The sequence below is a fragment of the Aquitalea sp. FJL05 genome (assembly GCF_003852595.1).
GTDB classification, from domain to species: Bacteria; Pseudomonadota; Gammaproteobacteria; order Burkholderiales; family Chromobacteriaceae; genus Aquitalea; species Aquitalea aquatilis.
This window is the reverse complement of record NZ_QAJS01000009.1, coordinates 126,475-140,659: the sequence shown is the minus strand read 5'-3', so window position 1 is coordinate 140,659 and position 14,185 is coordinate 126,475. Positions and strand designations below refer to the sequence as shown.

The 14,185-nt window shown below is 62.7% G+C and carries 11 protein-coding genes and 1 pseudogene; 4 read left to right on the top strand and 8 right to left on the bottom strand.

The annotated features are described in order from the left end of the window. Positions 1-63 precede the first annotated feature (63 nt). Positions 64-696 carry a LysE family translocator gene (locus DBR44_RS08725; protein WP_124643691.1) on the bottom strand — a complete coding sequence of 211 codons (633 nt, stop codon included), beginning with the start codon at positions 694-696 and terminating at the stop codon, positions 64-66. A gap of 241 nt (positions 697-937) precedes the next feature. Between DBR44_RS08725 and DBR44_RS08720 the strand changes: the two genes are divergently transcribed. Further along, a complete protein-coding gene (locus DBR44_RS08720) occupies positions 938-2,383 on the top strand; it encodes a PLP-dependent aminotransferase family protein (protein ID WP_124643690.1) in 1,446 nt (481 codons plus the stop codon). On the opposite strand, the gene pgaD is transcribed toward DBR44_RS08720, so the two are convergent. From pgaD to pgaA, 4 genes are all read right to left on the bottom strand, one after another. Further along, positions 2,357-2,902, bottom strand: coding sequence for a poly-beta-1,6-N-acetyl-D-glucosamine biosynthesis protein PgaD (gene pgaD / locus DBR44_RS08715; RefSeq protein ID WP_124643689.1), 546 nt, complete (start codon positions 2,900-2,902; stop codon positions 2,357-2,359). The two genes, DBR44_RS08720 and pgaD, sit on opposite strands and share 27 nt — an antisense overlap. Continuing rightward, positions 2,899-4,146: a poly-beta-1,6-N-acetyl-D-glucosamine synthase gene (gene pgaC / locus DBR44_RS08710; RefSeq protein ID WP_124643688.1), complete on the bottom strand. Its 1,248-nt coding sequence runs from the start codon at positions 4,144-4,146 to the stop codon at positions 2,899-2,901. Before pgaC ends, pgaD begins: the two co-directional genes overlap by 4 nt. Positions 4,147-4,236: 90 nt before the next feature. Further along, positions 4,237-6,198: a poly-beta-1,6-N-acetyl-D-glucosamine N-deacetylase PgaB gene (pgaB, locus tag DBR44_RS08705; RefSeq protein WP_124643687.1), complete on the bottom strand. Its 1,962-nt coding sequence runs from the start codon at positions 6,196-6,198 to the stop codon at positions 4,237-4,239. Beyond that, a complete protein-coding gene (gene pgaA / locus DBR44_RS08700; RefSeq protein ID WP_158613581.1) occupies positions 6,198-8,615 on the bottom strand; it encodes a poly-beta-1,6 N-acetyl-D-glucosamine export porin PgaA in 2,418 nt (805 codons plus the stop codon). Before pgaA ends, pgaB begins: the two co-directional genes overlap by 1 nt. 256 nt (positions 8,616-8,871) lie before the next feature. Here pgaA and DBR44_RS08695 point away from each other — a divergent pair. From DBR44_RS08695 to DBR44_RS08685, 3 genes and pseudogenes are all read left to right on the top strand, one after another. Then, a pseudogene (locus tag DBR44_RS08695) lies at positions 8,872-9,624 on the top strand (class II glutamine amidotransferase); the annotation flags it as partial. A gap of 178 nt (positions 9,625-9,802) precedes the next feature. Further along, a complete protein-coding gene (locus tag DBR44_RS08690) occupies positions 9,803-11,608 on the top strand; it encodes a putative nucleotidyltransferase substrate binding domain-containing protein (RefSeq protein ID WP_124643684.1) in 1,806 nt (601 codons plus the stop codon). Then, positions 11,608-12,216, top strand: a complete 609-nt coding sequence (locus tag DBR44_RS08685) for a 3'-5' exonuclease (protein WP_124643683.1) — start codon at positions 11,608-11,610, stop codon at positions 12,214-12,216. Before DBR44_RS08690 ends, DBR44_RS08685 begins: the two co-directional genes overlap by 1 nt. Positions 12,217-12,393: 177 nt before the next feature. Here the strand turns inward: DBR44_RS08685 and DBR44_RS08680 are convergent, their stop codons facing one another. From DBR44_RS08680 to radC, 3 genes are all read right to left on the bottom strand, one after another. Continuing rightward, positions 12,394-12,768, bottom strand: a complete 375-nt coding sequence (locus tag DBR44_RS08680) for an oxidoreductase (RefSeq protein ID WP_124643682.1) — start codon at positions 12,766-12,768, stop codon at positions 12,394-12,396. Positions 12,769-12,976: 208 nt separating this feature from the next. Further along, entirely contained in the window at positions 12,977-13,228 is a 252-nt protein-coding gene (locus DBR44_RS08675; RefSeq protein WP_103526209.1) for a hypothetical protein, read from the bottom strand. 118 nt (positions 13,229-13,346) lie between these two features. Next, positions 13,347-14,021, bottom strand: coding sequence for a DNA repair protein RadC (radC, locus tag DBR44_RS08670; protein WP_124643681.1), 675 nt, complete (start codon positions 14,019-14,021; stop codon positions 13,347-13,349). Positions 14,022-14,185 lie beyond the last annotated feature (164 nt).

The window sequence follows — 14,185 nt, the reverse complement described above, 5'->3', positions numbered from 1 at the left end:
CCAACAAAACAGCCCGCAAATGCGGGCCTGGTACGCCTCATCCACCAGCAGAATTATCTTGGCTCAAATCAGCCCGCCAACGGCTGGCAGCACATCAGCCGGCAACATCTGCGCCAGCAGCCAGAACGCCGTGCCGGCCAGCATGGCCGCCATGCCGCAGTTGAAGGCACGCAGCCGGCGCGGCGAGGCCAGCCAGCGGCGGATGGCCACGCCACTGCCCGCCCACAGGGCAATGCAGGGCAGGCCAACCACAAAGGTAATGGCGGCAAACAGCAGGCCGGCAGTCAGCGGCGGCATGTGCTGCGGCAGGAACACCACGGCAATATTGAAGCCCATCAGCCACACCTTGGGGTTAAGCCAGTTGAACAGCAGGCCGCCGACAAAGCCCATGGGCTGGCCTTGATCGGCCTGCTCACCGGCAGCACCGGCGCGGGCCATGCCCCAGGACAGCCACAGCAGATAGCTGCAGCCGGCCAGCGCCAGATACAGCTGCACGCTGCTGATCAGCCCCACCAGATTACCCAGAAACACCGTCAGCACCCCCACCTGCACCGCCAGCCCCAGCGCCATGCCCATCATCGCCGGCATGGTGCGGCTAAAGCCGTAATTGACGCCGGACGAGGCCAGCACCAGATTATTGGGACCGGGGGTGATGGACATCACCAACAGATAGGTGACCAGTGCAACAAGATTCATGACAACTCCAGGGTAGGGCTGAGGCGGCAGCACCTGCAGCGACCGGCTTGTGGCCAGCCGGACAGACGCGGCAGCACTATCGGTTTTTGATGTGCTCATGGTACGCAAAGGGGCTGGACAATAACAGATTCAGAAAAATACAATTGAGACCGTAACAGTTGGCAATATACAAAACTGTTATGGTCTGATCCAGGCAAAATTGTGCCGGGCGGGCCATCCAACTGCCTGCAGGAGACGTGCAATGAGCCAGGAGCCGCTGTATCAACAGCTGGTCAACGAGTGGATCACCCTGATCCAGAACGGTGTGGTGCGTGCTGGCGAACGCCTGCCCTCGGTGCGCAAGGCCTGCACCATGCACAAGGTCAGCCCCTCCACCATCCTGCTGACTTATCGCACGCTGGAAGACCGTGGTTTTATCGAGGCCCGGCCGCAATCCGGCTTCTATGTAAAAGCCGCCGCCAGCCTGCCGCTGCCGCGCATGCGGCGCCAGAGCGAAGCCGCACCCACCGGCGAGGTGGTGGACCATATCGAAACGGTGATGCGGGTGCAGACCGCCGCCGATTTCATCGACCTGTCGCTGGCCAGCCCGCGCGGCAGCGATTTCTACCCCACCACCCGTTTCAAGCACATCATGGGCCGGCTGCTGCGCCAGCATCCCGAGCTGACCACCGACTACCCCTTCCCGCCCGGTTCCGAGCGACTACGCCGGCAGATTGCCCAGCGCGCCGTCAGCTGGGGCTGTGTGCTGGCCATGGACGATATCGTCATCACCAATGGCTGCTCCGAAGCACTGCAGCTGGCCTTGCGTGCCGTATGCAAGCCGGGTGACACGGTAGGGCTGGAATCGCCGACTTATTTCTACCTGCTGCCGCTGCTGAAAAGCCTGGGCTTGTCGGTGATCGAAATCCCCACCCACCCCAATAGCGGGCTGTCGCTGGATGCGCTGGAACTGCTGCTGTCGGAAAAACGGCTGCAAGCCATCGTGGCCATGCCCACGGTGCACAATCCGCTGGGCAGCACCATGCCGCCCGAGGCCAAGCGCAGGCTGGCACAGCTGGTCAACGACTACCGCATCCCGCTGATTGAGGACGCCCCGCATGCCGACCTGCACTACGGCGTGCAAACGCCGGATGCGGTCAAGGCCTTCGACCGCGATGGCTGGGTGCTGCTGTGCTCCAGCTACAGCAAGACGTTGGCGCCGGGATTCCGTATAGGCTGGATTGCCGCCGGCCGCTTTGCCCGCGAAGTATTGCAACTGAAGTGTGCCAGCTCGCTGGGCCAACCCCGGCTGCTGGAGGAAACCCTGGCCGAGTATCTGGAAAGCGGCGGCTACGACCACCACCTGCGGCTGATCCGCCGCCATTTCATGAGCCAGATGGAGCGGCTGCGCGGCACGGTGGCCAGCCGTTTTCCGCAGGGCACCCGTGCCACCCTGCCCTCTGGCGGCTGCCTGCTGTGGGTGGAGCTGCCTTCCGGCGTGGACACGCTGGAGCTGTTTCACGCCGCCCTGGCCGAGCGCATCACCGTGGTACCGGGGGTGATGTACTCGGCGCGTGGCCGTTATCGCAACTGCCTGCGACTGTCCTGCTGTTACCCCTGGAACGAGGCCTACGAGCGGGCGCTGGTGCGGGTGGGCGAGCTGGCCTCGGGCATGGGTGACTCAGGTCTTGCCGGGCTGACCGACTGACAGCGGCAAGCTCGCCGGCATGGCCACGGCAGGCTCAGTCAGAGCCACCGTGCTGGCCGGCAAGGGCAGCAGGATATCCAGATGATGAATTCCGCCTTCCGGATTGTGATGCACCACCACCACCTTGCCGGCCTGGCCTGCGCGCAGCAGCTGTGGTGCCAGCCCCAGATCGGCCGCCATCTCTTCCAGCGTGACATTGTCGATTTCGCCGCGCTGCTCCTCACCGGAAAAACGCCAGTAGTTGATGCGCGACCACAGCAGCAGCCCGCCACCAAACAGGCAGACCAGCAAGGCATAGCGCCCCAGCACCGCCAGGTGATCGGGCAGTTGGTCGATCCGTACCGTCACCGGCAGCAGCTGTTCGCCCCAGATCAGCAGGCAGGCAAAGGCCAGCGCCGGCAGCCACAGATACACCCACAACAGCCACCACAGCACGGTCAGCAAGCGTGACACCAGCCGCTGCAGCCAGCTCATATTGTGGGCGGCACGGATGATCAGGACATCAGCCAGTTTTTTCATGCGCGTACTCCCCGGTCCGGACTGACCCAGCGCGCCCGCTTGCCCTTGCGCCGCAGCACGCCCTGTGGAAAGGCCACCACGGTGGTGCCGATATTCAGCAGCCAGTAGGCCAGCGGATACCAGATCATCCAGAAATAGTTCTTGCCCAGATCAACGTCATACTGACTGTCCATCAGCTTGCTGGTGGCAAACTGCAGCATGCAGGTCACGCCCAGTACCACGCCGTGCCAGCCGGGCAGGAAGGGCGACTCCATCGGCGGCACGATGCCAGGCAACAACAGGCTGAGCAGCCAGCTGACGATGATGAAGGCCATCACGTACGACCACACCACGCTGAGGAAATACTCGGCATATACCGGCCACATGCGGCGGTGCTTCCAGTGGCCGACAATCCAGGCATTGCGCATCAGCGCCTGGGTGCCGCCCTTGGCCCAGCGCAGCCGCTGCTTCCACAGGCCGCGCAGGGTTTCCGGCATCAGTATCCATACCAGCGCCCGCGGCTCGAAGCGCACATCCCAGTGCTGCAGCTGGATTTTCCAGCTGATGTCGATGTCTTCGGTCAGCATGTCGTCGCTCCAGTAGCCAGCCTGCACCACTGCGGTCTTGCGAAAGGCGGTAATCACCCCGGACACGGTAAACAGCCGGCCATAAGTGCGCTGGGCGCGCTTGATCAGCCCGATGATGGCGGTGAACTCGCCCACCTGCAGCCGCCCCAGCAAGGTGGTGCGGTTGCGGATGCGCGGATTGCCGGTGACCGCCCCCACCCGGGGCGAACCATGAAAGTGGCGCATCAGCCATTTGGCCGAATAGGGATCGAGCAGCGCATCGCCGTCTATGCACAGCAGGTATTCGTGGCGGGCCATGGTCAGCGCCGTGTTCAGCCCCACCGCCTTGCCCTGGTTGCTGGCCTGATGCAGCACGCGCAACTGCGGATGCACGGCGGCCAGCTCATCCAGGATGGCGGCGGTGGCATCCTTGCTGCCATCGTTGACGGCAATCACCTCGTATTCCGGGTAGTCCAGCGACAGCGCGTAGTGCAGGGTTTCGCGCACATTGTCTTCTTCGTTGTAACAGGGCACCACCACGCTGATGGGCGGGTAGGCCAGCGACGGGGGTTGATCCAGCGGCGGGTCTTTGCGTTCGTAATGAAAATAGTAATGCACGGCCCCCACCATCCATAAATACGCCATGAACAGCGGGTAGAAAAAAGCATAGCCCAATAGCAGTGCCAGAGCGGTGGTCATGATCTGACTCCTTGCATGAGTGCAGCGACGGCGGCAAATGCAGCCGCCGGGCTGGGGACAGGTAGCCGGCACGCGGCCGGTAGCACTTAATTACTGTTCGGGGCGGCTGCGCATGGAAAAGGCCGCCTTGAAATCGGCCAGCCGTGGCTGATCCTGGAACAGGTCGTCCGGGTAGTAGGCGATATGGCGCGCACCACGGGTATGCAGCTCATCCACCACTTCGGCCATTTCCCGGGTGGGAATCGGCTTGCCGTTGCGCCAGTCCCGCGCCTGCAGTTCGAACACCGTGCGATCCAGCGCACCGGGCACGGCCTTTACCTTGTCAAACAGCTGGTGCAGCCATTGCCGTGGCTGCGCGGCGTTCTCCATATAGGGCATGGCCATGATGGCCACCCGGTCGTAGTGCTGCAGTGCCGTGACATAGGACTGGGCAAACCAGCTTTCCGTCGCCGGATTCATCACCACGCCGGCATAGAGATTGCGGGCGGTTTTCAACGTGGGCTGCCAGGTACGCACCACTTGCGCCAGCTCGAGCGTGAAGTCGTCCAGCAGCTTGGTCTTGCTGTCGTTCCAGCGCTGCAGGGCTGCCTCGTCCTGTTGCAAGGCCGGCAGCGAATCCGGCAGGCCCATGGCACGGTTGGCCGCCATGGCGGCACCACTGATGTCTTCCACATCCGACAGGGTGGCGTCGTCATGGAATAGCAGGCCGTCGAACTGCACCGTGCGCGCCAGGTCCTGGTAAATCTCGCGTATGGTCTGGCGCGCCTCGGCCGAATACGGCGTCAGCCGGATATAGCCCTGCTGCTCCGGCAGCCCCTGCCGCCCCAGTGCCAGCACTCTTTGCTGACGCAGCGGGTTTTCACGCGGCAAGTCGAAAGCCAGCAGCGGCATCCAGGCGTAGACGCGCACGCCGGCGCGGGTGCGCAATTGCCAGACGGCGCGGTTGAACAGATCGGCCCGCATCGGCAGGTGGCGGTTGGGGAAATACAGTGAGCGCGCCACGCCATCGCCCTCGGGATTGGCAAAGGCTTGCAGATAGACCGTGCTGGCCCCCATGGCCTTGACCCGGTCCAGCAGACGGCCCAGGTTTTCCTCCTGCCGCGCCGGATCGGGGTCGTAGATATAGTCGAGGTCGACATGCATGATGCGGCTGGGCTCCGGCCGTATGCCGTCCGGCCAGGTTTCCAGTTGCTGGAACTGCCAGGCCAGATCAGGCAGGCTCATATTGGCGTCCAGCAGCAGCCGGCGCAGCCCTGCCAGGGGGGTCTGGCGCGTGTTGATGCCCTCGTCCAGGCTCATGGCCAGCGGCATGCCCACTTCACCGGCGATGGCCGCCGTTTCGCGGGTATAGCTGCCATAGGGCCAGACCATCACACGCGGGGCCTGTCCCAGCCTGGCCTTGAGCAGTTCGCTGTTGCGCAGCAAATCGGCACGGACACGTGCCCGGTAGGCTTCCGGGGTTTCATAGCTGCCGGACTTCCAGGCCAGCGAGGTGAAGGCCGGTTCGCTATTGCCCTGCGGATTGGCGAGCTGGCCAAAATGCTCGGCATAGCTATGGCTGGCCACTTCCACCAGGCCGCTGGCCTGCATTTCGCGGATCTGCTCCCAGCTCAGAAAGGTGCTACGCGGAACCAGGCCGTCGCCATAACGCACCTGGCCGTTATCCGGCTGTTCCAGCCAACTGCCCACCAGCGCGATCAGCGCCGGCGCATGCAAGCTGCGCAGTACCGGGTAGACCTGGGTGTAGACGCTGCGGTAGCCATCATCAAAGGTCAGCAGCACGGCCTTGTCCGGCAGCGGCTTCTTGCCGGCGCGGTCGGCCAGCACATCCTCCACGCTGACAAACTGATAGCCCTGCCCGCGCATCCATTCCATCTGCCGCACCAGGCTGCGGGCATCCACGGCAAAGGGGTCGTTGCTGCGCGCATCCGGCTGCCCCACTTCGTGGTAACACAGGATGATCAGCCCGGAACCGGCCTGCACCGGTGCGGCCAGCGCAAACAGTGTGCACAGGGCCAGCCACACGACCAAAAACCATTGTTTCGTTTTCATCAGAACCGCCAATCGATATTCAGATAGACCTTGCTGCCAAAATCAGCCTTGCCGTCATAAGGGTGACGCACCCGGCTATAGCCATAGCGCAGGCTGGCACGCTCACCCCAGCGCCACTCCTGCTCCAGCATCAGCCCCCACACTCCACCGCTGCCATAGCCTTGCTGCTGGTATGTGCCAACCGTCAGCCCCAGCCGCTGATGCAGGCTGTTGTCGTAACGACCCCACAAGCGCCAGTCCTGGGTGATGGTGAGATCGGCTTCGCTATCGCTCTGCGGATTGAAATACAGTGCGGAAGGGGTATCGCGATTGTGGCTGGCAGCCAGCCACAGCGTGCTGTCCAGCTTGTAGAGCGGGCCGCTATACCAGCGTTCGGTCCAGCCGCCGCCCAGCGACTGGCGCAGATTGCCGTCGGACAACGACAGTTGGCTCAGTTGCAGGGAAAACTGGCGGTAGTCGTCCACCCGGTAGCCGGCATGCAGCTCGGCCTTGTTGCCACGGATCTGGCTCAGCCGCGCCTTGAGCGGAGTGTCGGCACTGTTCTGCTCGTAGCGCGCACCCAGACTCCACTGGTCATCCGGCGTCCAGTTGTAGCCAGCAAAAGCGCCAGCCTGACTCTGGCCATCCAGACCGGCCAGCACGCCAAACTCGCCACTGCCCTGCACGCTGCGGTATTGCAGCCCCAAGCCGCCACTTTCATAACGGGCCGGTTCAGGCTGATCCACATAACTGGCACGCTGCAGCTGATGCTGGGCAAACAGCCGCCAGTGGCCGACAGCTGCGGAATAGAGCCGGGACAGCGTATCCCAGGCATTTTGCTCGCTGCTGCCCTGGCCACCGGACAAGTCACGCCCGGCCTCCACGGTCAGCTCCGGCCGTTGCGACCAGTCATAGCTGCGCTGCAACCTGTCCAGCTCTTTCCAGTCCGGTCGCTGTTGCCGCAGTTCGCCCAGCAGGGCTGCTGCCTGCGGATATTCCCAGGTATCCAGCGCCACACTGGCCAGCCCGGCCCGGGCCTCGAGCGAGGCCGGATCGTCCACCTGCAAGCGGCGGTAAATGTCACCGGCACGACGCGGCCAGCCGCGCAGCAAGGCCAGCGCGGCCTGGTTCTGGCGTAGTTCGGCATTGAAGGGGGCATCGCGCAGCAGCTGTTCCACTTGCAGCCAGGCGGCACGGGTCTGGTCTTGATAGGCCGCCAGCATGGCATCCAGCAACATCACCCGCTGATAGTCCGGATTAAAACTGCGCTGGCCGGCGGCATTGCTGCGCACACGCGGCGTGGTCGCGCGCATGGCGGCCAGCTCGGCGCAGACGCCGGCAAAGTCGTTGCTCTCCAGCAAGGCGTACACCAGCCCGCTGCGCCAATCCAGCGCTTCATCCGCTGCCGGCTTCGCCTGCAGCGCCGCACGATACAAAGCAGCGGCCAACTCAGGCTGGCGCTGTGCCAGATAGGCATCGGCCACGGCGGCACGCGCATAGGGAGACCAGGGCAGCCCGGGATGCGCCTGGTAGAGCTGCAGCGTGTCGGCAAAGCGGCCGCGCTGGGTCAGCATCTGCAAGCGGTCATCCAGTGCCAGTGTGGTAAAGCGGGTTTCCGTGGCGGGCAGCGCATCCAGCCATTGCTGGTTCTGTGCCAGAGCAGCATCGGTTTGCGCATGCCGCTCCATGCCGTTTTGCAAACTCTCCTGCACCCGGCCCCAGCGGCTCAGGGTGGCGATACGGTCAAACTCGGCCTGCCGCAGCAAAACAGCATCTGCCGCACCGCCGCGCCGCGCCGTGGCCAGCGCTTGCTGTGGCATGCTCAGCCGCAGTTGCACCTCCACCAGCAGGCTTTGCAGCGGCACATCGTCCGGATACTCGGCTTGCCGGCGCTGCAGATAAGCCAGCGCCTCGGTCAACTGGCCGGCCTGAATCAGCACATAGCCCCGCGCCCGCAGCAGTTCGCGCACGTCGCCGGCCGGCGCGGTCAGCTCAGCCTGGTCCAGCGTATGGCGCGCATCAGCCAGCAGCCCGGCCTCGGCCTGGGCCATGGCCAAGCCGGCGGTCCAGTCGGCACGGGCCTCACGCTGCAACAGCGTCTGGTAAAGCTCGACCGCCAGTGGATAGTGCTTGGTGTCGCGGGCAGCACGGGCCAGCAAGGCCAGGGTGTCGCTACGCAAGCCAGCGCGCGCCGATGGCAGGCTGGCCAAGGCATCATCCGGCCGGCCACTCCAGCACAACAGGGTCAGGTAATCGTCGAGCAGGCTGCCTTGCAGGGGAGCGCGGGCGCGCTGGCTTTCCAGCATCGCCAGCGCCGGGGCCGGTTCGCCAGCACGGGCCTTGAGAATGGCAGCCGCATAGTCAGCTTGCTGCCACAGGGGAGTTTCCGCCATCAGGCTGCTGCTGGCCACACACAGGCCAAGCAGCAGGCTGGACATGCAGTATCGCTTCATTGTCGCCACGCTCTATATTAAATAATTTATTTAAATAGTATTTAGTAAAATCGTATATCCCGGTCACCGCATAATCAAGTTTTAAATTGTGAATTAATATTTTCTATCAAATGTGCACGCATTGATTTCGCGCCCGCCAATTGTCGCACCTGCCCGAATCGACTATGCTCGGATCAGGCCAGATGGCGCGCCCAGACTGGCTGTCACACCCGATACACCCCTATTTGCGAGCAATGACCTCATGTGCCAGCTACTAGGCATGAACTGCAATACCCCGACCGACATCCTGTTTTCCTTCGAAGGCTTTCACCGCCGTGGCGGCCTGACCGATCACCACGCCGATGGCTGGGGCATCGCCTTTTTCGAGGGCAAGGGCTGCCGCATCTTTCTGGACGACAAACCGTCCGTAGAATCCGCGGTCGCCCATCTGGTGCGCAACTACCCGATCAAGTCGCAAAACGTCATCGCCCACATCCGTAAAGCCACCCAGGGCGAGGTCAATCTGGCCAATACCCACCCCTTCATGCGCGAGATGTGGGGCCAGTACTGGATTTTTGCCCACAACGGCGATCTGAAAACCTTCCAGCCGGAAGCCGGCTGCCACTTCAATCCGGTAGGCAGCACCGATTCGGAACGCGCTTTCTGCTACCTGCTGGAACAGCTGCGCCGCAAATGGTGCAGCGCACCGCAGCTGGACGAGCTGTTTGCCGAGGTCGACCGCCTGGCCGCCGAGATCCGCCAGCATGGCGTGTTCAACTTCATGCTGAGCAATGGCGAGGTGCTGTTTGCCCATTGCGCCACCCATCTGCACTACATCATTCGCCAGGCACCGTTCAACAAGGCCCATCTGGTGGACGACGACGTCACCGTGGATTTCTCCACCGTCACCACACCCCACGACCGCGTGGCCGTGGTGGCCACCCAGCCGCTGACCGACAATGAAAGCTGGACCCAGCTGGAAGCCGGCCAGTTGCTGCTGTTCCGCGACGGTGCGCCTTTGCTGGTCAGCTCCGGCAACAGCTGAGCCGCGCCCGCAACCACGCGCCACACCGTCATCGCCGTTTCTCAGCAGAAACGGCTTTTTCACATTTGCGCCCCGCCACTTCCGCGTTATGCTGCTGGCAAAGCCCCTCTCGCAGCCATGGATAACAATAGCGCCACAGGAAGACCACATGAGCCGATTCGATTTCAGCCATCCGCCATTCGACACCCTCAGCCCCAGCGAGCAGCAAACGCTGGAAAAAAACGCCGACATCCAGTTTTTTGCTGACGAAGAATGCCTGCTCAGCCCCAGCGAGCGGGTGGAAGCGCTCTATGTGGTGCTCAAAGGCAGCGTGCGTGAAATGGCCGGCGACGAAGTCATCACCCTGTACCGCGAGCGCGATACCTTCGACGCCCGCGCCATGGTGGCGGGCCAGACCCCACACCGCTTCGTGGTACACGAGGAAGCGCTGGTCTACACCCTGCCGCGTGATGTAGTACTGGCACTGACCGAGCAGAATCCGCGCTTTGGGGCGTATTTTTATGCCAGCGTGTCGGAAAAATTCGGCAGCATGGCGCAGCGTGCCGGCAACCGCGAGCTGCAAACCCTGCTCACCGCCACCGTGCGCGACGTGGGCAGCCGCACCCCGGTGTTTGTCGATGGCCACACCAGCGTGCGTGACGCCGCGCGTGTGATGAAGGAAAAAAAGGTCAAATCGGTGCTGGTGCGGCACGACGGCAAGCTGGGCATTTTCACCACCACCGATTTTCGCGACATCGTACTCAACGAGATACCGGGCAGCACGGCGCTGGCCACGCTGTGCCGCTTCGAACTCCTAACCGTGGATGTAGGCGACTTCCTGTTCAACGCCCTGTTGATCATGACCCGGCGCAATATCCGCCGCCTGGTGGTGACCGAGAATAGCGAGGCCATCGGCATACTGTCGCAAGTGGACATCCTGTCTTACTTCTCCAACCACTCGCACCTGATTGCCCAACGCCTGGAACGGGCCGACACCCTGGACGAACTGGCCGACATCGCGGGTCAGATCACCCGGCTGGTACAAATCCTGTCCAGCCACGGCGTCAAGGCCCCGCAACTGGGCCGGCTGGTGCAAACCCTCAACGCGCGGCTGTTCGCCCGCACCTGGCAATTACTGGCTCCGCCCGCGCTGCAACAGAACAGCTGCCTGCTGGTCATGGGCTCAGAAGGCCGTGGCGAGCAGATACTGAAAACCGATCAGGACAACGCCCTCATCCTGCGCAACGGCTTCAACCACCCCGAATTGCCCGCCATCTGCGAGGCCTTTTCCGCCGCGCTGGCCCGCTTTGGCTACCCGCCCTGCCAGGGGCAGATCATGGTCAACAATGCTGCATGGCGGCTGACCGAAAGCCAGCTGCAGCAACAGATTCACCAATGGGTCTATCAGCCGGATGGCCACGCGCTGATGAATCTGGCCATTTACGTGGATGCCGAGGCCGTGGCCGGCGACAGCAGCCTGCTGCAGAGCAGCCACGACTACCTCATGCGCCAGTTGCGTGACGATGCCAGCTTCTTTTCCCGCTTCGCCCGCGCCATCGAGCAGTTCGACACCCCGCTGGGGCTGTTCTCCCACCTGCTCACCAAGGAGCGCAATGGCAAGGCCGTGCTCGACCTGAAAAAAGGCGGCATTTTCCCGCTGGTCCATGGCGTGCGCTCGCTGGCGCTGGAACATGGCCTGACCCAGTGCAACACCTTCGACCGCCTGCACGCTCTGGCCGAAGCCGGTCATCTGGACAAGGAACTGGCCAACGAAATTGCCGAATCGCTGTCCTTCCTGCTCACCCTCAAGCTCAGTCAGGGCCTGCAGCAATTGTCGCTGGGCAAGCTGCCGGGCAACCAGATAGAACCGGACCAGCTCTCCACGCTGGAACGTGACTTGCTGAAAGATGCACTGGGGGTAGTGAAGAAATTCCGCGCCCAGCTACGCCATCACTTCCGCCTGGGGAGCTTCTGATGCTGGCCCGGTTAAAGCGGCAATGGCAGCAGCGCCAGTTGAAAGACCCGCGCTATGCAGCGCTGTTCGAAGAGCTGGATGAAGAAGTAGTCAGCGTGGACTGTGAAACCACCAGCCTGAAAGTGCAGGAAGCAGAGCTGCTTTCCATCGGTGCCGTGCGGCTGCGTGGCAACCGCATCCTGTCCAGCCAGGCCTTTTATGTGCTGGTCAAGCCCACGCGCAAGCTGGAAAGCCGCAATATCAGCATCCACGGCCTGCGCCCGATGGACGTGTCCGAGGGACTGGATGCCGACGAGGCAGTACGACAGCTGCTGGATTTCATCGGCGGCCGGCCACTGGTCGGTTATTACCTGGAATACGATGTCGCGGTGCTCAACAAATACGTGCGCGCCATCACCGGTATTGGCCTGCCCAATCGCCAGATCGAAATCTCCGGCCGCTATTACGATTACAAGTTCAAGCAGAACCCCGGTGCCTACATCGACCTGCGGCTGTCAGTGCTGAACGAAGACCTGCACATCCCCGCCTTGCCGCGCCATGATGCACTCAACGATGCCATCACCGCCGGCATGCTGTACCTGAGCCTGCAACAGCGCGGGTTCGGCTGAGGCACTAGCTGGTCATGCCATGCAAAAACCCGGCCGCGGCCGGGTTTTCGGTTTACTACACACTGCGGCCGCTAACAGAATCTCGCTGAGAACCCGGGCCAAGGCGCGCCGACACAAGCAGTACAAGGCGTACGGCAAGGAGGCGCAACGCAGGCGCGGGGCTTTTGTCTGCGGGTCTTAGTAGCCCAATTCCTCGTGCTGGGTCTCCACCTGCGCCCCCGCACCCAGCGACATCATCAGCAAGGCGATGCGCTCATGCACGATCACAGTGTGGCTGTTGCCGGAAAACTGCATGAAACGGCGCAGGTCTTCGCGCACCTTGCGCGAGCCGGTCACGTCGATGATGATGTCGACCTGGTCGCCCTGCTCGGCGATCTCGATGAAGTTGCTGGTCACCGGCACACCGCGTTCGCGGGCCAGTTCGATGCCGGGCAGACGCAAATCCAGATCAGCCACCCCAACCATCTCGACAAACGGGGCATCCAGCAGTTGCCGGAGCAGCGGGGCACCAGTTACACCCGCGCCTATCATGCCGATCCTGAATTTTTCCATGTCACCCTCGATGCGGCAGATTATGCCTTTAGAATAAGATCCGACACTCTAACAGCCACCAGCCTGCGCAGATTTGAGACAAATCAAACTGCATGCAGCCAGCACCCGGCCCAGGGCAAAATACCGCAGCCAAACCGGGCGGCAGGCAACAAAAAACCCGGAACAGTCCGGGTTGGAATGGCAGGCAGCCATGGCTGAGCGGCTGGCTTCAATGCAGGCTCTGGCGCGACAGAAAGCGTAGATAGCCCACCCCCTCCAGCCAGAAGCCGCCATCGGCCAGCGGCGTGGCGTCTTCCAGATCGCCCAGCGTCAGCACCAGATCCTGGCCATCGACATGGGCCTCCAGCACGACATCGTCCTCATCGGCGAATTCTTCCGAGGCACCGTGCTGGTCCGGCTTGATAAACTGGTTGTTGACCTGAATGTAATCCGACTCATTCAGCAAGCGCAGGATGTTCATGGCAAGCTCCTTGTGATGCAGTTGAGAGACAAGATCACAGCCGACAGTCATCCACCCGATGCGCCCGTCAGCTACCGCAGCACTGTCAGGCCGCCGCAACACCGATCCGCACCCTCCTTCACAACCAGCCCAGTTCGGCAAACGACACCGCCTGGCTGCCCGTCACCACAAAATGATCCAGCAGGCGGCAATCCACCAGCGCCAGCGTCGCCCGCAGGCTGTCGGTGAGACTGCGGTCCGCCGCCGACGGCTCTGCCACGCCCGAGGGGTGGTTGTGCGCCACGATCACCCCAGCGGCATTGTGCTGCAAACAGCGCCGCGCCACTTCCCGTGGATAGACCCTGGTTTCGGTCAGGGTGCCGCTGAATACCTCTTCCACCGTAATCACCCGGTGCTGTGCGGTCAGGAACAGCACCACGAACACCTCGACATCGCGCCGCCCAATCACCCAGCGCAGGTAATCCTTCACTGCCGCCGGGTTTTGCAGCGCATCGCTGAGATTCATCTCCTCAGCCAGTGCGCGCCGCGCCAGCTCCTTGCATGCCATCAGTTGGGCGTATTTCGCCGCACCCAGCCCCGGACAGCGTTCGAAATCGTCCAGCCGACAGCCCAGCAGCGCCGCCAGCGAACCAAACTGCCCTAGCAACTGCCGTGCCATATCCACCGCTGTCATACCGCGGATGCCGGTACGCAGGAAAATGGCCAGCAACTCGGCATCTGACAGGGCGGCAGCACCCTGTGCCAACAGTTTTTCGCGTGGCCGCTCCGCCAGCGGCCAATCATTGATGGACATGAATGTGTCACCCTTACTCTGGCTATAGCCTGTTTGCAGGCAGTCGGCAATCATCATATCCACCGCCCTGTGCACCACCCGCCTTGCCAAGGGCCAGTTGCAAGCCGCAGCACGACGCTGGACAAAATCCGGTACACTTTCGCCTTTACTGCACAGCACGTTGA